Genomic DNA, 21,119 nt, shown 5'->3' with positions numbered 1-21,119 from the left:
GCATGATTACTTTTTGGCGCGCTTGAAGAGAATGCTCGGTGCCATTTACACCTGGTCATTGGTCGTTGCGATGGTTTTCGCCCGGCGTGTTAAGATTTGGCGCGCGTTTACAGGGGAAAAGCAATGACGGTTTACAAACAAGCTGCTGACAGGGTGGTAGTTCTGGACACCGAAACCACCGGCATGCCGGTCACCGATGGTCACCGGATCATCGAGATCGGCTGTGTCGAAATGGTCGGCCGGCGCCTGACCGGGCGGCATTTTCACGTTTACCTGCAGCCCGATCGCGAGATCGACGAGGGCGCCATCGCGGTCCACGGCATCACCAACGAGTTCCTGCAGGACAAACCCCGTTTCAAGGATGTGGCCGAGGAGTTCTTCGAGTTCATCAAGGGCGCCCAGCTGATCATCCACAACGCGGCGTTCGACGTGGGCTTCATCAACAACGAGTTCGCCCTGCTGGGTCAGCAGGAGCGCGCCGATCTCACAGAGCACTGCTCAATCCTCGATACCCTGTTGATGGCCCGCGAGCGCCACCCGGGCCAACGCAACAACCTCGACGCGCTGTGCAAGCGTTACGACGTCGACAACTCCGGCCGTGACCTGCACGGCGCCTTGCTCGACGCCGAGATCCTCGCCGACGTCTACCTGGCGATGACCGGCGGGCAGACCAACCTGTCCCTGGCCGGCGACGGCTCCGAGGGGGACAGCAGCGGTCGCCAGCAGCCCACGCCGATCCGCCGCCTGCCCGCCGAGCGCGCACGCACGGTGGTGATCCGCGCCAGCGAGGCGGAGCTGGCTGAGCATGCCGCGCGGATGGCGGTGATCGAGAAGTCGGCCGGCGCGCCCCCCCTGTGGGTGCAACTGGAGCAGGCGCCAGCCGAGCAGTAGGGCGGGTGGGGCCGCCCAGGCCGCGCTCACCGCCGATAAGGGTAGGGTGTGCCGTGCACACCAGCACGGTACCCGTTGCTGGATGTTTGGTGCGCAGGGCGCACCCTGCCTGGGTACCGCGCATGAAAAAGCCCCGAGTCCTTTGGCCTCGGGGCTTTTTCGTTCAGGCCAGGCCCGGGTCAGTCGAACACGATGCCCTGGGCCAGCGGCAGCTCGCGGGAGTAGTTGACCGTGTTGGTCTGCCGGCGCATGTAAGCCTTCCACGCATCGGAGCCGGACTCGCGGCCGCCGCCGGTCTCCTTCTCGCCGCCGAAGGCGCCGCCGATTTCCGCTCCGCTGGTGCCGATGTTGACGTTGGCGATGCCGCAGTCGCTGCCGGCGGCGCTCTGGAACTGCTCGGCCTCGCGCATGTCGGTGGTGAAGATGCACGACGACAGGCCCTGGGGCACCTCGTTGTTCAGGCGCAGGGCCTGGTCGAAGTGGCTGTAGCTCATCACGTAGAGGATCGGCGCGAAGGTCTCGTGGCGCACCACCTCGCTCTGCGCCGGCATCTCGACGATGGCCGGGCTGACGTAGTAGGCGTTCGGGAACTGCTCGGCCAGCTGGCGCTCGCCGCCGAACACCTGGCCGCCCTCGGCGCGGGCCTTGTCCAGGGCCGCCTGCATGGCCTCGAAGCTGTGCTTGTCGATCAGCGGGCCGACCAGGTTGCCCTGCAGCGGGTGGCCGATGCGCACCTTGCTGTAGGCGACCTTGAGGCGCGCGACGATCTCGTCCCTGACCGATTCGTGGGCGATCAGCCGGCGCAGGGTGGTGCAGCGCTGGCCGGCGGTGCCTACGGCGCCGAACAGGATGGCCCGCACGGCCATGTCCAGATCGGCACTGGGGGCCAGGATCATGGCGTTGTTGCCGCCCAGTTCGAGGATGCTGCGGGCGAAGCGCGCGGCCACCTTGGGCGCCACTTCGCGGCCCATGCGGGTGCTGCCGGTGGCGCTGATCAGCGCCACGCGCGGGTCTTCCACCAGGGCGTCGCCGGCTTCGCGGTCGCCGATGATCAGCTGGCTGAGACCCTCGGGGGCGTCGCCGAAGGCGGCCAGCGCCTGCTCGAACAGCGCCTGGCAGGCCAGGGCGGTCAGCGGGGTCTTCTCCGACGGCTTCCACAGCACGGCATCGCCGCAGACCAGGGCCAGGGTGGTGTTCCAGGCCCAGACCGCCACCGGGAAGTTGAAGGCGCTGATCACGCCGACCACGCCGAGCGGCTGCCAGGTCTCGCGCATGTGGTGGCCCGGACGCTCGGAGGCGATGGTCAGGCCGTACAGCTGGCGCGACAGGCCGACGGCGAAGTCGCAGATGTCGATCATCTCCTGCACTTCGCCCAGGCCTTCCTGGGTGATCTTGCCGGCCTCCCAGGACACCAGCTCGCCGAGGTCGGCCTTGTGCGTGCGCAGCACCTCGCCGAACAGGCGAATCAGCTCGCCACGGCGCGGCGCCGGCACGCTGCGCCAGGCCAGGAAGGCCTGCTCGGCGCGGGCGATCTTGGCCTGCACGGCGGCGCGATCTTCCAGGCTGACCGAAGCGATCTGGCTGCCGTCGATCGGGGTGTACACCGGGTAGTTGCCATTCTCCACTGCTTGGGCGCTAACCCCGAGGCGGCTCAGAAGTCCGTCAACCATGGCTCTCTCCTGTATTGGGTCGTGGTTGAAAATTATGCTCGGGGTCAGTATTAATCCTCCGCCTGGAGGGCAGCAAGCGAGCATTATTCGCCATGTCATTCCTAGGATTCATCGTTCGTCCCTGTTCGCCGCCCCACGCCTTCGCGAGATATCCCCATGTCCAAACGCCTGATGCCGTCCATGGCCGCCCTGCAGTGCTTCGAGGCGGTGGCGCGCCACCTGAGCTTCACCCGCGCGGCCGAGGAGCTGTTCCTGACCCAGAGCGCGGTGAGCAAGCAGGTTGCGCAGCTCGAGGAGATGCTCCAGCACCTGCTGTTCCGCCGCATCCGCCGGCGCTTGCAGCTGACCCCGGCCGGCTCGCTGTACCTGACCGAGGTGAACAAGATCCTCAAGCAGGTGGAGATGTCCACCCACTACATCCTCTCCTACGGCGGCGAGACCGAGGTGCTCAAGGTGGCCACCCAGCCGACCTTCGGCGCGCGCTGGCTGATCCCCCATCTCAAGGGTTTCGGCGCCGCCAACCCGAACATCCACCTGGATATCCGCAACGAACTGGAACCCTTCGACCTGGTCCAGGCGCGGGCCGACGTGGTGTTCTTCTTCGGCCAGGGCACCTGGCCGGGGGCCGAGTGCATCGAGCTGTTCGGCGAGCAGATGGTGCCGGTGTGCGCCCCGGACATCCTCCCGGCCACGCCGCTGGACAGTGCCCTGCAGCTGAGCGAACGGGTGCTGCTGCAGTGCGCCTCGCGCCCCGAGGCCTGGCACGAGTGGTTCCAGGCCCAGGACCTGCAGACCGAGCACAGCTATCACGGCCCGCGGTTCGAGACCTTCTACATGTGCATCCGCGCCGCTCAGTCCGGCTGCGGGGTGGCGCTGGTGCCGCGCTTTCTGGTGGAGGACGAACTGGCCGAGGGCAAGCTGGTGATTCCCTGGGACCACCCCCTGGCCAGCAGCGGCCGGCACTTTCTCGCCTACGCCGAGCACGCCGCCGAAGTGCCGAAGATCCGCGCCTTCGTGCGCTGGATCGAGGAGCAGGTGCGCCGCGAGCACGGCGACGCCGGTCGCTGAGCGCTACCGGGCGGGCGCTCGGACGAGCGCGGCCTGATGCGGAAAAAAAGGAATAACAGGCGCGTTTTTTTTCGTTTGTCGGGCGGCTTCCTCTCTCGCTTTCATAGTGGCCCGTCAAACCGGCCTAGAGGATGCCCCATGCCTGCCCGCCAGAACCCTTGCCAGCGCCCAACGTTCGACCACCTCGACCGCGCCGCGGGAGCCCGCCCATGAGCCAGGCGCCGATCAGCAATGCCCTGGGCATCGTCCACCCCATCAGCCTCAGCCACGGCCGTAACGCCGAGGTCTGGGATGCCACCGGCAAGCGCTATATCGACTTCGTCGGCGGCATCGGCGTGCTCAACCTTGGCCACTGCCACCCGCAGATCGTCGAGGCGGTTCGCGAGCAGGCCGGCAAGCTGACCCACTCGGCCTTCAATGCCGTGCCCCACGAAGGCTACCGCCGGCTGATGGAGGCCCTGGCGCGCTTCGTGCCGGTCAGCTACCCGCTGTCCGGCATGCTCACCAACAGCGGCGCCGAGGCGGCGGAGAACGCCCTGAAGGTCGTTCGCGCGGCCACCGGGCGCACCGCGGTGATCGCCTTCGACGGCGGCTTCCACGGGCGCACCCTGGCCACCCTCAACCTCAATGGCAAGGTGGCGCCCTACAAGCAGAAGGTCGGCGTGCTGCCGGGGCCGGTGTACCACCTGCCGTACCCCAGCGCCGACAACGGCGTCAGCCGAGAGCAGGCCATGGCGGCCATGGAGCGGTTGTTCAGCGTGGAGATCGACCGCGCCGAGGTGGCCTGCTTCATCGTCGAACCGGTGCAGGGCGAGGGCGGCTTCCAGGCCCTGGATGCCGCCTTCGCCCAGGACCTGCGGCGCTTCTGCGATGCCCACGGCATCCTGCTGATCATCGACGAGATCCAGTCCGGCTTCGGCCGCAGCGGCCAGCGCTTCGCCTTCAGCCGCCTGGGCATCGAACCGGACCTGCTGCTGCTGGGCAAGAGCATGGCCGGCGGCCTGCCGCTGGCGGCGGTGGTCGGCCGCCGTGAACTGATGGATGCACTGCCCAAGGGCGGCCTCGGCGGCACCTACTCGGGCAATCCCATCGCCTGCGCGGCCGCCCTGGCGACCCTGGAGGCGATGAGCGACGCCAACCTGGCGACCTGGGGCGAGCTGCAGGAAAGTACCATCCTCGCCCGCTACCACAGCTGGCAACAGGCGCCCTGGGCGGCTGCCATCGGCCGCCTGAGCGGCGTGGGCGCCATGCGCGGTATCGAACTGCGCAGTGCAGAGGGCGGGCCCGGCAGCGAGCGCCTGGCCAGCCTGCTGGGCAACGCCCGCGAGCAGGGCCTGCTGTTGATGCCCAGCGGCAAATACCGGCACATCATTCGCCTGCTGGCGCCCCTGACCACAGAGCGCGAATTGCTGGACGAGGGCTTCGATATCTTCGAGCGCTGCCTGGCGCAGTTGGCCTGAGCCGGGCAGGGGGCTTTTCTGCGGCCCCCTGTGTCCTCGGCGAGCTGCTACAGGCCAAGCCCAGGTGGAAGTGGAGGAACAGAACTCGAAGATCCTCGAAAGCCACAACGCCCGCACCTATACCCGGCTGAAGATCCAGCAGGCGGTGGAGGGCTTCTCGCTGATCGCCATCAGCAACTACCTGATCGGCCTGCTGAAGATGACCCTGGAGGGCCTGTGGCTTTGGGCTCGCCGCTGTCCGCCAAGGTCCTGTTCGCCCTGCTGGCGCGAAGGCTCAAACAGGCGGCGCGGTACTAGGTGCGGAGAAAACCCGCCGGAGCACCCGGCGGGCTGTTCGTGCGCAGATCGACGGCCGGCCTACAGCTGCAGGCAGGTCTTCCTGGCCTGGTGATTGCCACCGAACGGCGAACACAGGCGCTGATGCACCCGGCTGAGGAAGCCGATCTCGAACGCCCGGCGCTGCGCCCCAGGGGGCAGCGCGTCGCGCTCGATGATCAGGTTGGCCCACAGCCAGCCGCTGTCGTCGTTGCTCAACCAGGCCTGGGCGCTGGCCACGCCCCGCTCGAAGGCCTCGTGGCAGTTCACCGGCCACTTGATGATCGCGCCGCGATGGCCGTCGTGGGTTGGCAGGTGGCTGGTGCAGGGTCTATTCATCGCCAGCCCTCCCGTGGGCCTGGGCCAGCGCACGGCGGTACAGCACCAGCACCTCGTTCAGCAGCGCGCGGGCGCTGTCGCAGGCCTCATGCAGCGGCCTCGCGCCGGGGCTGGACGCCTCCATGCGCGCCAGGATGGCGAACAGCCTATGCAGCATCGCCACCCGTATCTCGGCCGCCGCCTGGAAATGGCAGCCCTGGCCATCGGGGCAATCGAGTGGTGCGCAGCGTTTGGGGAAGGGAACGACAACGGCGTTGAATCTAGTCATGACGCACCTCCAGGCAGGAGGCGAACGACAAGACGAACAGCCCAAGGTGGAGCCCTTGGGTAAAAGGTGGATAGCGCATTTTCCTTATGCTCCTCGAACGTATTAAGGAGCCGCCAACCGCCGTTGCGACACGGTTATGGGTGGCGGACCGTACGGGGGTCGCAATACCGGCGTCCGAGGGAACCGGCCAGGCCGAAGCCTGCCCCGCACGGCCCACCATAACTGCACGAGAAAACAGCAGGCACAAAAAAAGCGCCTGCTCTCGGCTATGGCGCTACCGCGCCTCAGACATATACGGGTTGCGACACCCGGCCACGGGATTGACCGTGACCGGCGCACTCTAGCCCGGCGCCATGTGCAGGGCAAGCCCGAAGCAAGGAGGGCGATTCGCCGCAACAACTTGTGGCGACATTCCCTATTCGGGTAGTTTCAACCCACGCAATGACGCACCCCGCAGGCAGGACGCCGGTTATCTTCTCCCTGCATGTATGAAGCGTTGGATCGGTAGGGCCGTCCGCCGATCGTTCTCGGTAGGGGGGGCTGTGGTGATGCAAAGGCGTCACGGCGCTGGCTGGCAGAGTGAGCTGTCCATTTCGAATCCTGCATCTGCGTTTTTATACAGTAGTAATGAATGAGCGAAATACGGAAGTCACGCGAATACGCACCCGGCCGGCCTCGTCGGCCTAAGCGATTGATCTGCAAATGATTTTTATCGAGTGGCAGGTAGCGTGGCGCGGAATTATGCGGAATTCGCGACTATTGGATTAGCGCAGAATTCCATCTAATCACTGTTAGGCCTTTATGAGACAGATCGCTGTCAGCAATAAAAAATTAAGAGGTATACCTCGTCGCCTCCGGTCTTTGGAGAAATGGGCATCACGTTTTGAAGGATTCTCACGCCCTCAATCGACACCAAAAGAAAAGTATTTCAATTGGAAAATTCCAGTCCACTCAGCACTTGTGGAAGGCAACCAAACAACCATTGAAATCCAAGCATTTTGCGTTATGCAACTTTTGAGGGCAGCGAAATATTTAGCTGACGCAGCTCCTGACAATCCAAAAGGTTATTATCGGGTGGCCTGCTTGCTTACATGGCCTTGGTTACACCGGAGCGAAGTAACCATTTTCTACAGCCAGGATTACTACAAAGGTTTTCTTGGGGAGCAGAACTCACTCGCACCAGAGCGTATATCTGAAAAACTAGGGTTGCTGCTACCACAAAGCTTTATCGAACATGGCCACGACGTTACACAACCGGATGACGAGACAACTGTTCAATGGTGGTGCCTTGGCCAACAGGCCTAACAACTGTATATGGACGCTCCCCACAAGCAGTGAGGAATCGCTTTTCACGCCTGTCGTCAGTGCGGTTGCATTCGTATATCCGGCCTGTTGTGGGCAGTCATGCCCTGGCCATTCTGTAGTTCGCACAGCGGGGGCCAAGCGTTCAAACGATCCCGAAGATCAGCATTGTTATCGGCCTTGTTCCGCTGCAGGACTCGCCTGTTTCGACAGTCTCGCCTCTCACCACAACCACTGGAAAACCTTCACTTCATCCTGATTACCCCGCCGTCAGGCGGGCCTGGCGCTGGGCCAGTCACCGCTGAAACGTCGCTCGTGGCACCACACCGCCCAGCAGATGCGTACCAGCTTGTTGGCCAGGGCCACCGCCGCCTTGTTGTGGCCGATACGCTCGGCCGTCGCCAACGCCCATCGCTGCAGGCGGGTCAGGCGTTCCGGCGTGCGCGCCTGGCAACGCCTGGCCGCCAACAGGCTGGCGCGCGAGCCGTGAACCAGCAGGGTGCGCACATAGACGTTGCCCTTGCAGCTGATGCGCCCCAGTCGCCGGCGCAGGCCGCTGCTGTGTTCGCTCGGGGTCATGCCCAGCCAGGCGCTGAGCTGGCGCCCGTTGGCAAAGCGTTCAGGCTGGCCGACCGCGGCTTTCAGGGCGCTGGCGGTGAGCAGGCCGATGCCGCTGACCTCGTCGAGCCTGTGCACGATGGCGTCGTCGGCGTGCAGCCGTGCCAGTTGCTGCTCGCACTCGTGCATCGACTGCTCATAGAGGCTGATCTCGGCCAACACCACCTGCAGCGCGCCGCGCAGGGCGCCGACCTCCGGCCGCTCGACCAGTTCGCTGGCCTGGCGCAGAAAGGCCCGCGGGCCGTCGGCGACCTGCAGGCCGGCCTCGCGCAAGATCCCGCGCAGCAGGTTGATGCGCTGCACCCGCGATTTCTTCCAGGCCTCGCGCAGCTTGTGCAGTTGCTGCAACTGCTGCTGTTCCAGGCTCTTCACCGGCACCGGGCGCATGCCCCGGCAGCGCCCGGCCTCGAGGATGGCCTCGCAGTCGTTGCGGTCGGTCTTGCTGCCGCGCCGGTAGGGCCGCACATGGCGCGCATGCAGCAGCACCACCCGATGCCCGCGCGCCTGCATCTGCCGGCCCCAATAGTGCGCCGTGCCACAGGCCTCCATCAGCCACTCGACCGGCTCGGCCTGCTCCTGTATATATCGCCCGAACGCCTCACGACTCAGCCGCCTGTGCTGACTCACCACGCCGGCACGGACACTCTCGGCAACTTGGTAAACGGACTTGGCCAGATCAACCGCTATGCGTTTCATCACACCCTCCCAGCGAACAGTCAGCACCGCTATCGGTATAGAAGCGTGGCGCGGGGAGTGTCCATTACAGCATTCAAACCGTTCGCTTCGCTCACTGGGACGGGCTAAAGCCCGCCCCTTAACCAAACGTTATGAATATGATCAGAAAAATAGCAATTATCCCCATTTTGGCCTTCTCTCTGCATGCGTTCGGAACCGAATGCATAAACAATGATTTAATATGGCCAAAATTAGTAATTTACACATCCGATTCATCCTCCTACAACGAAGCAATTTCTGTTCTAGCTGCCGCTGAAAAAAGTGACAAAACCGGTGAAAGTTTATTTTATAAGGCTGCACTCGAACACCGACTCAAACTCTACAAGGAGTCGCTACAAAGCATAGAAAAATCAGCGTCTGTCGATTATCACTTTGCACATGCATTCTTTGGGCTGGCATATCAATATGGGTACCTGGGGTTTGAGCAGAGCATAATAAAGTCACAGACCCACTACAAAAAGTATTTAGATGCCGCCAAAAAATGTTCAGAATTTGAAGGCTCACATCCTACTGAAGAGCAAGGCTCTAGCCTTGTAATGAAGCTCTTTGAAATAACGCCAATAGATATCATAAGATCGAAATATATAAAATAAATCAGCGTGCATCTTCATAACTAGTGGTTCAAATCGTTCGCTGCGCTCACTGGGACGGGCTAAAGCCCGCCCCTTAACCAAACGTTATACACCTAGGGAATAATCGTGCTACGCCCCATATTTATTACCATCACGACCCTGTACTCCTTTTCGCTGTACGCGCAAGAAAGTACGCAGTGGATAGCAAAAACAAACTTTAATATAGAAGGCTCGAATTACATTGAGACACTCACTTTTGTCTCTGGCATTTCTTACGCCCTTACCGAATCGGCCAAAGAACTTAAAAAACAGAAAAAGCAAAACTTCTTCTGCACCCCAGAAGATAAACTGATTGACTCAAAGCTTATAGTGTCAATTCTTAACGCCAAGCATTCCGGTTCAGTTTCGGCTGAAGCAGCAATTTCAACCGTTACCAAAGAGCTTACAGCCCGCTTCCCATGTGCAAGTACGGCGTATAACAATGCGTATATGGACGCTCCCCACAAGCATATATGGACGCTCCCCACAAGCAGTGAGGAATCGCTTTTCAAGCCTGTCGTCAGTGCGGTTGCATTCGTATATCCGGCCTGTTGTGGGCTGTAATGCCCTGGCCATTCTGTAGTTCGCACAGCGGGGGCCAAGCGTTCAAACGATCGCGAAGATCAGCATTGTTATCGGCCTTGTTCCGCTGCAGGACTCGCCTGTTTCGACAGTCTCGCGTCTCACCACAACCACTGGAAAACCTGCATTCCCTCCTGATTACTCCCGCCGTCAGGCGGGCCTGGCGCTGGGCCAGTCACCGCTGAAGCGTCGCTCGTGGCACCACACCGCCCAGCAGATCCGTACCAGCTTGTTGGCCAGGGCCACCGCCGCCTTGTTGTGGCCGATACGCTCGGCCGTCGCCAACGCCCATCGCTGCAGGCGGGTCAGGCGTTCCGGCGTGCGCGCCTGGCAACGCCTGGCCGCCAACAGGCTGGCGCGCGAGCCGTGAACCAGCAGGGTGCGCACATAGACGTTGCCCTTGCAGCTGATGCGCCCCAGTCGCCGGCGCAGGCCGCTGCTGTGTTCGCTCGGGGTCATGCCCAGCCAGGCGCTGAGCTGGCGCCCGTTGGCAAAGCGTTCAGGCTGGCCGACCGCGGCTTTCAGGGCGCTGGCGGTGAGCAGGCCGATGCCGCTGACCTCGTCGAGCTTGTGCACGATGGCGTCGTCGGCGTGCAGCCGCGCCAGTTGCTGCTCGCACTCGTGCATCGACTGCTCGTACAGGCTGATCTCGGCCAACACCACCTGCAGCGCGCCGCGCAAGGCGCCGACCTCCGGCCGCTCGACCAGTTCGCTGGCCTGGCGCAGAAAGGCCCGCGGGCCGTCGGCGACCTGCAGGCCGGCCTCGCGCAAGATCCCGCGCAGCAGGTTGATGCGCTGCACCCGCGACTTCTTCCAGGCCTCGCGCAGCTTGTGCAGTTGCTGCAACTGCTGCTGTTCCAGGCTCTTCACCGGCACCGGGCGCATGCCCCGGCAGCGCCCGGCCTCGAGGATGGCCTCGCAGTCGTTGCGGTCGGTCTTGCTGCCGCGCCGGTAGGGCCGCACATGGCGCGCATGCAGCAGCACCACCCGATGCCCGCGCGCCTGCATCTGCCTGCCCCAATAGTGCGCCGTGCCACAGGCCTCCATCAGCCACTCGACCGGCTCGGCCTGCTCCTGTATATATCGCCCGAACGCCTCACGATTCAGCCGCCTGTGCTGACTCACCACGCCGGCACGGACACTCTCGGCAACTTGGTAAACGGACTTGGCCAGATCAACCGCTATGCGTTTCATCACACCCTCCCAGCGAACAGTCAGCACCGCTATCGGTATAGAAGCGTGGCGCGGGGAGCGTCCATTACAGCATTCAAATCGCTCACTTCGTTCGCTGGGACGGGCTAACGCCCGCCCCTTAACCAAACGTTATATTCCTAAGGCACGTATGCAAATCGACACAGCCACCAAAAGCGACTATTGGGCATTAATAGAAATCTGGGGGTCATCAGTGCGTGCCACCCATGATTTCCTAGGCGAAGATAATATTAAATCTCTTAAGCCTCTAATGCTTGATCACTATTTCGATGCAGTGGATTTGCGAGTCGCTAAAGATGAAAGCAATGCAATCGTTGGCTTCATTGGGGTTGCGGAGCAGAATATTGAAATGCTTTTTATATCTCCATCACACAGGAATAAAGGCATCGGATCACTATTGCTAAAGAATGCTATAAAAAATCAGGGTGCGCGAAAAGTTGATGTTAACGAACAGAATCTCGATGCGACCGGATTTTATGAGCATTTAGGCTTCAGCGTAACTGGTCGTTCCCCACTAGATGGGCAGGGTAATCCATTTCCACTACTTCACTTGGAGCTGGCCGGAGTATAACAATTCACTCAAATCGGTCGCCGGGACGGGCTGAAGCTAGTCCCGGCGAGCGTTAGAAACAGGAGAAATCCAAGTACATGAAACAGAATCTAAAAGGCCAATGCCTCTGCGGTAATGTGAAATTCGAGCTGTCCGATGATTTCAAGGCTTTTTACCAATGCCATTGCGCTCAATGCCAACAGCTCACGGGCAGCGCATTTGCGTCGAATATCTTTACTCGCCCCGACAACATCGAGTGGACATCGGGTAAAGCGGACGTTTCTCATTATGAGCACCCGACAAGAGAGTTTTCCAAAGCTTTCTGCAGGGTTTGTGGCTCTGCTGTGCCATTTGTCAACAAGAGCAGGACGTCGCTAATCGTGCCTGCCGGTTCTTTGCTTGACAAGCCAAGCATCTCTCCGCAGGCAAACATCTTTGCCGCCGAGGAGGCGCATTGGTTGGCCGATGGTTTGAAGGCTCACAGCTTTGAAGGCTTTCCCGAGTGAAAGCGTCTAACAAGCCGATGCGTTCGGGCGGGGTCAAGCTGTCAATTTGTTGAAAGCCCAACAAGGCAGCCATTTTGTCTATGCCGCTTGTTGCGGCGTTATGTCCCAGCGGTAACCAAGGAAGGTGTCACGAGAAAAGCAGTATTGCCATTGGTCGTGTTGCTGGCATTTACAGCCTACACGGCTTTTGCGATGTCGCAGGCCGAGCAGTCGCTTATCCAGTTCGGCATGGAACTGATGTCTAGCCTGGATACTGCGCAGGTTGTAATCGATCTCTACATCCTGGCCGTGCTTGCTTGTATATGGATGTATCAAGATAACCGGTCGCGCGGCAAGCCTATTGCCGCCGTGGCTCCGTATATTCTGATTACTGCGATTTTCGTATCTGTTGGCCCGCTGCTCTATCTGGTCATGAAGTGTCTTTCGAAGGACTCCAGTGCGGGTGAAACATAACCATGTTTATATGAAACACCCCCGCAGGCGGTGAGCAATAGCTTGTTCAAGCACTGCCGCCTGTGCGGTTGCATGAGTGGGCCTTGTGCGGCGCCAGTCGCCGCTGAAGCGCCGCCCGTGGCAGCACGGCGCCTGGCAGATGCGCAGCAACTTGTTGTGGCCGATGCGCGTCGCTGTTTGAGCCTCGTCTTTTATTGCGATTGGTTTTGATGGCAAAGGGCTGAATGCCTTGATACTTGCTTTATATCGGCATGTGGCAGTGGCAATAGGACGTGGGCGGCTTTTATTACCAATGCATCAGGTTAATAAATGGCGTCTATACTGCTGTTTGGTTGTGGGGCGATCAATAAATTTCGATTAAACAATATAGGCAGCCAGTTGGGCGGCAAAAGGATCGGCAAGCATGCTATTCGATAATCTCGACGCGCGAATCGAGCAGGCTGCCGACAAGGTGGCGGAGGTGCTGTTCCAGCCGGAGACCTATACCCAGGTCGGCATCGTCCTGGCGATTTACGCCGTCGCCTGGCTTATCGCCAATCGCATCCGCAGGTATGCGCCCATCCTCGATGCCCGCTACGAGGCGGCGGCGGTGCATCCGGTGGGCAAGTTCGTCAGCAAGTTGGGCGCGCTGATCTTTCCGCTGGTCGCCATCCTGATGTTGCGGGTGTCCGTCGAGGTGAGCGAGAACCTGTTGGATCAGGGCTGGCTGGTGCAGGCGGCGCTGACCATTTCCATCCTGCTGATCTTCTACTCGATCATCCGTAATTTCATCCGCAACAAGTTCCTCGTTGTGGCCTTCAGGTGGCTGGGCATTCCGCTGTTGTTCCTGCACCTGGTCGGTCTGCTGGACGGCCTGATCGCGATACTCGAATCCATCTCGGTCAATCTCGGCAATATCGAGATTTCGGTCTACGGCATTGCCCGGGTCGCCATCTTTGGTTCGATCCTGTTCTGGCTCGGGCGCGTCAGCAGCAGGACCGGTCGGGACTTCATCTCCCATCAGGAGAACCTGGACGTACGCACGCGGGAGGTGGCCGCGAAGCTGTTCGAGGTGGCGATATTCTTCTTCATCTTCCTGCTGCTGCTGCAGATCATGGGCATCAACCTCACCACGCTCGCGGTGTTCGGCGGCGCGCTGGGCGTGGGCCTGGGCTTCGGCCTGCAGGCGATTGCCTCCAACTTCATTTCCGGGATCATCATCCTGATGGATCGCTCGGTGTCGATTGGCGACTATGTGGAGCTCGAGGACGGCCGCACCGGCATCGTGCGCGAGCTGAACATGCGCTCGACGACGCTGGAAACCTTCGACGGCAAGGACATCGTGGTGCCGAACGAGAAGTTCATCGCCGAGATCTTCACCAACTGGACGCACAAGGACAAAAGCCAGCGCTATCGTGTGGACTTTTCGGTTTCCTATAACTCCGATGTCAGGAAGCTGGTGGAGATCATCAAGCAGGTGGTGGCCAGCCACCCGCAGGTATTCAGCGGCGAGGACGTGCCGTTCGAGGAGCGTCCCGACTGCGAGATCGACAGCTTCGGCGACTCCGGCATCAACATGTTCGTGGAGTTCTGGATGGAAGGGGTGGACGACGGCAAGAACCGCGTAGGTGGCGACCTGCTGCTGATGATCCTGGAGGCCCTGCAGGAACACGGCTTCGAAATACCCTTCCCGCAGCGGGAGGTGCGCATCCTCGAGAAGCAGGCACCGGCCAGGGGCAAGCGGGGCGCCTGAGCGGCTGGTCCGGGCCGTGTCGCCGGGCCGGTTTCGCTTGCGTATTCCGCTGGTTTTGGATTCTCCAGGGGAATGAACAGCAGAGGATTAGTCGTTTGAAAGCGCCTATTGCGCTCGCCAGAATGACTCCCATGAATGGCTGGAATAGCAGCCACCCTGTCCAGGCGATGCAAGGAGTCGTGTTCCCATGAGCGTTCAAGCTGCCGCTAACCCGGATGCGCTGGTTAGCCCCGATGAGATCCGTGCGCAGTTCTCCCGCGCCATGTCGGCCATGTACCAGGCCGAGGTGCCGTTGTACGGCACGCTGTTGGCGCTGGTCGGCGAGGTCAATCGCGACGCCCTGGCGCGCGAACCGCAGCTGGCCGAACAGCTGCGCACCACCGGGGAGATCGGCCGCCTGGACATGGAGCGCCACGGCGCCATCCGCCTGGGCACTGCCGCCGAGCTGGCCACCATGCGCCGCCTGTTCGCGGTGATGGGCATGCAGCCGGTGGGCTACTACGACCTGGCCAGCGCCGGGGTGCCGGTGCACTCCACGGCCTTTCGCGCCACCCACGAGGCAGCCTTGCAGCACAGCCCGTTCCGCGTGTTCACCTCGTTGCTGCGCCTGGAGCTGATCGAGAACGCCGAGCTGCGCGAGCTGGCCCGCGGCATTCTGGCGCGGCGCAACATCTTCACCCCGCGGGCCCTGCGGCTGATCGAGCGGGCCGAGGCGGCCGGCGGTCTGACCGCGGCCGAGGCCGAGGAGTTCGTCCAGCAGGCCCTGGAGACCTTCCGCTGGCACCGCGAGGCCACGGTAAGCGCCGCGCTGTACCAGCAGCTGAGCGCGCAGCACAAGCTGATCGCCGATGTGGTGGCCTTCAAGGGGCCGCACATCAACCACCTGACCCCGCGCACCCTGGATATCGACACGGTCCAGGCCGGCATGCCGGGCCGCGGCATCAACCCCAAGGCGGTGATCGAGGGCCCGCCACCGCGGCGCTGCCCGATCCTGCTGCGCCAGACCAGTTTCAAGGCCCTGCAGGAGCCGGTGACCTTCGTCGAGGCGGACGGCGGCGGCGCGCTGGGCAGCCACACCGCGCGCTTCGGCGAGATCGAGCAGCGCGGCGTGGCCCTGACGCCCAAGGGCCGTGCCCTGTACGACCAGTTGCTCGAGGCCACCCGGGCAATCGCCGGCGGCGCGCCGAACGAGGAGGGCGCGGCGGCCTACATGGCCACCCTGAGCCAGCAGTTCGAGGCCTTCCCGGACGACTACCCCAGCCTGCGCCGGCAGCAGCTGGCCTACTTTCGCTACTTCGTCACCGAGCAGGGCCTGGCGGCCAAGGGGCAGGGCGAGCTGGCGGCGAGCCTGGAGGGGCTGCTGGCCGCAGGCCATGTGCGGTGCGAGCCTTTGGTGTACGAGGACTTCCTGCCGGTCAGCGCCGCCGGCATCTTCCAGTCCAATCTGGGCGACAACGCCCGCGACAGCTATGGCCAGAGCGCCAACCGCGAGGCCTTCGAACGCGACCTGGGCGCGCCGGTGCTGGACGAACTGGCGTTGTACGCCGCCACCCAGCAGCGCTCGCTGGCGCACTGCGCGCAGGCCTTGGGGCTGGCGGCGCTCGCCTGAGCCTGGAGTTGTTCCTGTTCCTGGAGGACGCTCGCAATGGACGATCGAAACGCTTCGACCGAGTCGGCCCGCCTCGCCGCCTTTCTGGCCGGGCACTACGGACTGCAGGGTGACTGCGAACCGCTGCCCGGCGGGCTCGACCTCAATTACCGGATTCGCGCCACAAACGGCCAGCAGTACCTGCTGAAACTCCATGGCGCCGGCGGCGAGCTCCAGGTGCTGGCGATGCAGGTGGCGGCGCTCGAGCACCTGGCTAGCGTAGCGCCGCAGCTGCCGGTGTCGCGCCAGTTGCCCAGTCGGCAGGGCGCCATCCTCAACGCCGTGGAGTTGCGCGGGGCGCGTCAGGCGCGCCTGCTGAGCTGGCCGGACGGCACGCCGTGGGCCAAGGTGCCGACGCATACGGCGGCAAGCTGCGCCAGCCTCGGCCGGCTGCTGGGCGAGCTGGACCTGGCGGTGCGGTCGTTCAGCCATGCCGGCTGCCGGCGCGCCTACGACTGGGATATCGGCCGCGCTGAAATCCACCTGGACCACCTGGCGGCGATCGACGACGCGGACAAGCGCGCCGTGGTGCAGGGCATCCTCGAGCGCTTCGCCCAGGTGGTGAAGCCGGCCCTGGCCGACTGCCCGCGCCAGGTGATCCATAACGACGTCAACGACTACAACGTGCTGCTGGACGAGCAGGGCGCGGTGAGCGGCCTGCTCGACTTCGGCGACATGGTGGAGAGCTGGCGGGTCAACGAGCTGGCCGTGGCTTGCGCCTACGCGCTGCTCGGCGCGGACGACCCCATCGCCGCCATCCTGGCGCTGGTGGAGGCCTACCACGAGGTCAACCCACTGCTGGACGGCGAAGTCGAGCAGCTGTTCGACCTGATCGAGACCCGCTACGCGGTGAGCATCTGCATGGCCGCCAGGCAGATCCGCGCGACGCCGGACAATCCCTACCTGCTGGTCCGCCAGGCCGATGTGTGGCACGCGCTGCAGCGTCTGCAGCAGGAGACCCCGCGCCTGACGACCCTGCGCCTGCGCGACGCCTGCGGCTTCGCCCCGGTGGCCGAGGCCGCCGCGGTGATGCGCTGGCTGGAACGCAACGCCCACGACTTCGCCGCGGTGCTGCGCCCGGAGGTGGCCACGCCCAGGGTGCGGGTCTTCGACTTCAGCGCTGACGGCGCCGATACCGGGGCGATCGAGGGCCTGGACTGCGCCGGCATGCAGGGCTACATCGACGTGCAGATCGCCGCCGCGGGCGCCGACTTCGGCGTCGGCCGCTACGGCGAGCGGCGGGTGCTGTACAGCAGCGCCGCCTATGCCGGCGCTACGGCGCAGCAGCGGCGCGACACCCACCTGGGCATCGACCTGTTCGCCCCGGCCGGGGAAGCTGTGCATGCGCCCTTTGCCGGGGTGGTGGCGTGCGTGCACGACGATGCCCAGGACGAGGGCTTCGGCCCGACCCTGCTGCTGGAGCACCGCAGCGACTGCGACGTGCGCTTCTGGACCCTCTACGGCCACCTGTCGCGGGCATCTTGCGCCAAGCTGCGGGTGGGCCAGGCGCTGGCCAGGGGCGAGGCCTTCGCCCGCCTCGGCGACCGTGGGGAGAACGGCGGCTGGCCGACCCACCTGCACTTTCAGCTGGTGACCGACCACCTCGGCCTGCAGGCACGCATGTACGGCGTCGGCGTGGCGCAGCACTGGCAGGTCTGGCGAGCCATAAGCCCCGATCCCAGTGTGGTGCTCGGCCTCCACGCCCGGTGTGCGGTCGCCGTGGCGCGCGACGAGGACTGGCCGACCCGCTAGTGGCGCAGGCGCATCGGCCCGAGGCAGTCTCTTGGCTTGAGCCTGCCAATCGACTAGCGGTGGTGGCGGGGATTGCTACAGCGACCACACTGAAACGTGGGCCAGGTGGGACAGGTTTGCGCCTGCCGGCCACCGTTGTGCAATGCAGTCGCCGATGAGTGCCAGGCTCAATACCCTCGATAGGCCGGGGGAGGGATGCAGGTTTGCTCGCGCACGTAAAGCGGCGATGCCTGACGACTGGTCAGCCCGCGCCGCTCGATGTCAGTTGAACGCTCAGGCGCGTGGGCAGACCTATGACGGCAGTCGATGGACTGCATAGCGCTCTTTAATTCTTCAGTAGATGCACCGGAACACAGCTCTGGTTCGCGAGAGCCCAGTGTTAGTGACGGCATCCACATCCACTAGCAGCGCCCGGACTCTTCAGGGCGTTGGCGGGGCGGGCCTCTACAGCCTCCCTGCTCTAGCCCGCTTTCACTACAGCCGTTGCGTGGCCGTTCTCGCAGGATCAGTTAGCTGACAGCAGCTCGACGGATCGAGGAACGGGTCCGTGGCCGCGCGCTGCTGACCCGATTAGCTCCTGCCGTCGAGCGATATCGAACCTAACTCACGCACAGGACGTTCGTCATGCAAACTATTCGCAATACCCTGGTGGTGCTGGATGCGGCGCAGTCCGTAGCCCAGCTACTCAACCGGGCCAAGCTGATCGCCAGCTCGACGCAGTCGCACCTGCACCTGCTGGTATGCGACAAGAAGAACGACCACTCGACCTTTCTCGGGGAAACCCAGGAGGCTCTGCGCAACGAGGATTTCAGTGTCAGCGCCGAGCAGGCCTGGCTAGGCAACGTGCACCAGACCGTCATTGCCGTGCAGCAGGCTCAGGGCTGCGGCTTGGTGATCAAGCAGCACCTGCGCGATACCCGTCTGAGCAAGAACCTGATTCCTTCCGAGGACTGGAAACTGTTGCGCTACTGTCCGGCCCCGGTGCTGATCGTCAGAACCGACACCTCCTGGCAGGGCGGCCACATTCTCGCCGCGATCGACGCGGGCAACAGCGATGTCGATCACCGCGTGCTGCATGCCGGCATCGTCGGCCATGCCCATGACATCGCCAAGATGACCGGCGGCGACCTGCACCTGATGACGGCGCACCCTTGTCCGGAGCTCATGGCCGCCGACCCGATTTTTCAGGTCAGGGACAGCATCAAGAGTTGGTACCGTCAGCGGTGCCGGGCGCTGCAGATGGAGTACGCGGTGGCCGACGACTGCCTGCATATCGAGGAAGGCCCGGCCGATTCACTGATCCCCGCGATCGCCAAACGCCTGGGGGCGTCACTCACCGTGATCGGCAGCGTGGCCCGCAGCGGCCTGTCCGGCGCGCTGATCGGCAACACCGCCGAGACCGTGCTCGACAGCCTGGATTGCGATGTGTTGGTGCTCAAACCCGCCGACATCATCAGTCACCTGGAGGATCTGGCCGCACCACTGAGCCCGGACCTGGACCAGGCGATCCATTCCTGGCCATACAGCCATGCCGCCCGCGGACAGGCCCCGAAGGCGCCTGCGGCAAGCGAGGACGCACCGCTGGTGGAGCCCGGCGACCCGGGCCTGCAGGCACGCTGATTGGTCGGCTGGCCGGGCCAGGGCGTGGCCCTGGCTCCGGTCAGGTCATCCAGTCGGCGCCTCAGCCCTTCAGGGCGCCGGAAGCCTTGGCCACGTGGGTGGCGATGGCATCCATCAGCGCCGGCGACAGGCAGTCATAGGGCTCCAGGCCGAGCCCCTTCAGGCGCGCGCGCACCTCGCCCATCAGGGATGGATCGGTACCCGACTCGATGATCGAGGATACGAAGGCGGCGAATTGCGGGGCCGACCAGCCCTGGTCCGGCGACAGTTCGGTATGGATGAAGTCGAGCCCATAGAAGGGATGGGCGCTGTTCTCGATGCGGCCGAACAGGTGCACGCCACATTGGCTGCACGCGTGCCGCTGGATGGTGGCCTTGGGGTCGACCACCCTGAGTTTCTCACCCTGTTCTGTGACCCTGACCTTGTCCCGCGGCACCACCGCCACCACGGAGAACAGGGCGCCCTTGGGCTTCCAGCACTTGGTGCAGCCGCAGGCGTGGTTGTGCGCCGACTGTGCGTCGACCCTGACCTTGACCGGGTTCTGGGGGCAGTGACAGACCAGGGTGCCTCCGGCGAAGTCATCGGCACCCGGCTGGATGCCGTTGTCCAGCGCTGGATGAATCGAAAATTCGTGAGCCATTTTCCACCTCCTGGGGTAGCCAGCTCTATGAGCGTAGCGCGGGGCAGGGTCTGTGCCGGCCTGGGCGCGACCGTCGATCGGTGCCGGACGGGCGGGTGATGAGCGGTACCGCAGCGACTCCGGAGGTTTCATAGATTTTGGAATGAACCGAGTCCTTCTTTTCGTTTGAGAGGCGCCGCCATCCTTGTTTACATCGTTCTCGACCGGCGGCCTCAAACGGCCCCGCAGGGCCTGGGTGATGCGCTGTTTCGCCCGTGGATGACGCCATTAAGGCCGTCGATGACGCGTCGCTGTTAGGCCGGTGGCATGATCGGTCGGCAGTATTGCCAAGCGTAAAAAGAATAATAAGAGGTACTGCATGACCAGCTCTCCGTTCGCCCTGGAGATTCGCGACCTGCACAAACGCTACGGTGACCATGAGGTGCTCAAGGGCATCTCGCTGGGCGCCCGTGACGGCGACGTGATCTCCATCCTCGGCTCTTCCGGCTCCGGCAAGTCGACCTTCCTGCGCTGCATCAATCTTCTGGAAAATCCGCACAAGGGGCAGATCATCGTCAATGGCGAAGAACTGCAGCTCAAGCGCGGGGCGGGTGGTGAGCTGCACGCGGCCAGCGGCAAGCAGATCAACCGCCTGCGCAGCGAGCTGGGCTTCGTCTTCCAGAACTTCAACCTGTGGCCGCACATGAGCGTGCTCGACAACATCACCGAGGCGCCGCGCCGGGTGCTGGGGCTGAGCCGGGCCGAGGCCACCGAGCGCGCCGAGGCCCTGCTGGCCAAGGTCGGCATCGCCGACAAGCGCCACGTCTACCCGAACCAGCTGTCCGGCGGCCAGCAGCAGCGCGCGGCCATCGCCCGCACCCTGTGCATCGAGCCCAAGGTGATCCTGTTCGACGAGCCGACCTCGGCCCTCGACCCGGAGATGGTCCAGGAGGTGCTCAGCGTGATCCGCGCCCTGGCCGAGGAGGGCCGCACCATGCTGCTGGTGACCCATGAGATGAGTTTCGCCCGCCAGGTGTCCAGCGAGGTGGTGTTCCTCCACCAGGGCCTGGTGGAAGAGCAGGGCACGCCGGCGCAGGTGTTCGACAACCCGCAGTCGGCGCGCTGCAAGCAGTTCATGTCCAGTAACCACTGAAAATGGAGCTACATC

Annotated in this window: 21 protein-coding genes and 1 pseudogene; 15 read left to right on the top strand and 7 right to left on the bottom strand. The window is 63.3% G+C overall.

Translation table 11 applies throughout. From position 1 onward, the window contains the following. Positions 1–123 precede the first annotated feature (123 nt). The gene (gene dnaQ, locus KDW96_RS01220; protein ID WP_255838580.1) at positions 124–891 is read left to right on the top strand and encodes a DNA polymerase III subunit epsilon; all 768 of its coding nucleotides are present in this window, start codon (positions 124–126) and stop codon (positions 889–891) included. Positions 892–1,070: 179 nt separating this feature from the next. Here the strand turns inward: dnaQ and amaB are convergent, their stop codons facing one another. Beyond that, entirely contained in the window at positions 1,071–2,561 is a 1,491-nt protein-coding gene (gene amaB / locus KDW96_RS01215; RefSeq protein ID WP_304665571.1) for an L-piperidine-6-carboxylate dehydrogenase, read from the bottom strand. A gap of 156 nt (positions 2,562–2,717) precedes the next feature. Here amaB and KDW96_RS01210 point away from each other — a divergent pair, with 156 nt between their 5' ends. From KDW96_RS01210 to KDW96_RS01200, 3 genes are all read left to right on the top strand, one after another. Further along, the gene (locus tag KDW96_RS01210; RefSeq protein WP_255838579.1) at positions 2,718–3,629 is read left to right on the top strand and encodes a LysR family transcriptional regulator; all 912 of its coding nucleotides are present in this window, start codon (positions 2,718–2,720) and stop codon (positions 3,627–3,629) included. 209 nt (positions 3,630–3,838) lie between these two features. Further along, on the top strand, positions 3,839–5,089 hold the full coding sequence (locus KDW96_RS01205) for a 2-aminoadipate transaminase (RefSeq protein WP_255838578.1): 1,251 nt from the start codon (positions 3,839–3,841) through the stop codon (positions 5,087–5,089). A 64-nt stretch (positions 5,090–5,153) separates the two neighbouring features. Further along, on the top strand, positions 5,154–5,480 hold the full coding sequence (locus tag KDW96_RS01200) for a DUF3422 family protein (RefSeq protein ID WP_255838576.1): 327 nt from the start codon (positions 5,154–5,156) through the stop codon (positions 5,478–5,480). Here KDW96_RS01200 and KDW96_RS01195 read toward each other — a convergent pair. The 3 genes from KDW96_RS01195 to KDW96_RS22115 are packed head-to-tail and all read right to left on the bottom strand — an operon-like array spanning position 5,447 to position 6,231. Next, positions 5,447–5,743 carry a LasR-specific antiactivator QslA gene (locus KDW96_RS01195; protein ID WP_213637801.1) on the bottom strand — a complete coding sequence of 99 codons (297 nt, stop codon included), beginning with the start codon at positions 5,741–5,743 and terminating at the stop codon, positions 5,447–5,449. The genes KDW96_RS01200 and KDW96_RS01195 overlap by 34 nt on opposite strands. Then, a complete protein-coding gene (locus KDW96_RS01190) occupies positions 5,736–6,011 on the bottom strand; it encodes a hypothetical protein (RefSeq protein WP_255838575.1) in 276 nt (91 codons plus the stop codon). Before KDW96_RS01190 ends, KDW96_RS01195 begins: the two co-directional genes overlap by 8 nt. Further along, positions 6,004–6,231 carry a hypothetical protein gene (locus tag KDW96_RS22115; protein WP_370295485.1) on the bottom strand — a complete coding sequence of 76 codons (228 nt, stop codon included), beginning with the start codon at positions 6,229–6,231 and terminating at the stop codon, positions 6,004–6,006. The genes KDW96_RS01190 and KDW96_RS22115 overlap by 8 nt, the downstream gene beginning before the upstream one ends. Before the next feature lie 581 nt (positions 6,232–6,812). Here KDW96_RS22115 and KDW96_RS01185 point away from each other — a divergent pair. After that, complete coding sequence (locus KDW96_RS01185) at positions 6,813–7,316, top strand: DUF3916 domain-containing protein (protein WP_195881970.1); 504 nt, start codon at positions 6,813–6,815, stop codon at positions 7,314–7,316. Positions 7,317–7,583: 267 nt separating this feature from the next. Here the strand turns inward: KDW96_RS01185 and KDW96_RS01180 are convergent, their stop codons facing one another. After that, on the bottom strand, positions 7,584–8,627 hold the full coding sequence (locus tag KDW96_RS01180; protein WP_255838574.1) for an IS110 family RNA-guided transposase: 1,044 nt from the start codon (positions 8,625–8,627) through the stop codon (positions 7,584–7,586). Between the two features lie 131 nt (positions 8,628–8,758). Between KDW96_RS01180 and KDW96_RS01175 the strand changes: the two genes are divergently transcribed. Together KDW96_RS01175 and KDW96_RS01170 are read left to right on the top strand one after the other, a co-directional pair. Next, positions 8,759–9,259: a hypothetical protein gene (locus tag KDW96_RS01175; RefSeq protein WP_255838573.1), complete on the top strand. Its 501-nt coding sequence runs from the start codon at positions 8,759–8,761 to the stop codon at positions 9,257–9,259. A gap of 105 nt (positions 9,260–9,364) precedes the next feature. After that, complete coding sequence (locus KDW96_RS01170; RefSeq protein WP_255838572.1) at positions 9,365–9,841, top strand: hypothetical protein; 477 nt, start codon at positions 9,365–9,367, stop codon at positions 9,839–9,841. Positions 9,842–10,009: 168 nt separating this feature from the next. On the opposite strand, the gene KDW96_RS01165 is transcribed toward KDW96_RS01170, so the two are convergent. Next, entirely contained in the window at positions 10,010–11,053 is a 1,044-nt protein-coding gene (locus KDW96_RS01165) for an IS110 family RNA-guided transposase (protein ID WP_255838571.1), read from the bottom strand. Between KDW96_RS01165 and KDW96_RS01160 the strand changes: the two genes are divergently transcribed. From KDW96_RS01160 to KDW96_RS01130, 7 genes and pseudogenes are all read left to right on the top strand, one after another. Then, entirely contained in the window at positions 11,043–11,642 is a 600-nt protein-coding gene (locus KDW96_RS01160) for an acetyltransferase (RefSeq protein WP_370295269.1), read from the top strand. The two genes, KDW96_RS01165 and KDW96_RS01160, sit on opposite strands and share 11 nt — an antisense overlap. 77 nt (positions 11,643–11,719) lie before the next feature. After that, positions 11,720–12,127, top strand: coding sequence for a GFA family protein (locus KDW96_RS01155; RefSeq protein WP_255838570.1), 408 nt, complete (start codon positions 11,720–11,722; stop codon positions 12,125–12,127). 192 nt (positions 12,128–12,319) lie between these two features. Continuing rightward, entirely contained in the window at positions 12,320–12,580 is a 261-nt protein-coding gene (locus KDW96_RS01150; RefSeq protein WP_255840604.1) for a DUF2834 domain-containing protein, read from the top strand. 403 nt (positions 12,581–12,983) lie between these two features. Further along, a complete protein-coding gene (locus tag KDW96_RS01145) occupies positions 12,984–14,312 on the top strand; it encodes a mechanosensitive ion channel family protein (RefSeq protein ID WP_255838569.1) in 1,329 nt (442 codons plus the stop codon). 187 nt (positions 14,313–14,499) lie between these two features. Further along, on the top strand, positions 14,500–15,921 hold the full coding sequence (hglS, locus tag KDW96_RS01140) for a 2-oxoadipate dioxygenase/decarboxylase HglS (RefSeq protein WP_255838568.1): 1,422 nt from the start codon (positions 14,500–14,502) through the stop codon (positions 15,919–15,921). A 36-nt stretch (positions 15,922–15,957) separates the two neighbouring features. Further along, complete coding sequence (locus KDW96_RS01135; protein WP_255838567.1) at positions 15,958–17,712, top strand: phosphotransferase; 1,755 nt, start codon at positions 15,958–15,960, stop codon at positions 17,710–17,712. A 624-nt stretch (positions 17,713–18,336) separates the two neighbouring features. Further along, positions 18,337–19,191, top strand: a pseudogene (locus tag KDW96_RS01130) (universal stress protein); the annotation flags it as partial. A gap of 202 nt (positions 19,192–19,393) precedes the next feature. Here the strand turns inward: KDW96_RS01130 and gfa are convergent. Further along, entirely contained in the window at positions 19,394–19,972 is a 579-nt protein-coding gene (gene gfa, locus KDW96_RS01125) for an S-(hydroxymethyl)glutathione synthase (RefSeq protein WP_255838566.1), read from the bottom strand. Between the two features lie 358 nt (positions 19,973–20,330). On the opposite strand from gfa, the gene KDW96_RS01120 reads away from it, so the two are divergent. Beyond that, a complete protein-coding gene (locus KDW96_RS01120) occupies positions 20,331–21,104 on the top strand; it encodes an ABC transporter ATP-binding protein (RefSeq protein ID WP_255838565.1) in 774 nt (257 codons plus the stop codon). The last annotated feature ends 15 nt before the right edge of the window (positions 21,105–21,119 follow it).

Origin of the sequence: Pseudomonas benzenivorans, from assembly GCF_024397895.1 — a bacterium.
Taxonomy (GTDB): Bacteria; Pseudomonadota; Gammaproteobacteria; order Pseudomonadales; family Pseudomonadaceae; genus Aquipseudomonas; species Aquipseudomonas benzenivorans_A.
This window is presented reverse-complemented; position numbering and strand designations above follow the sequence as displayed.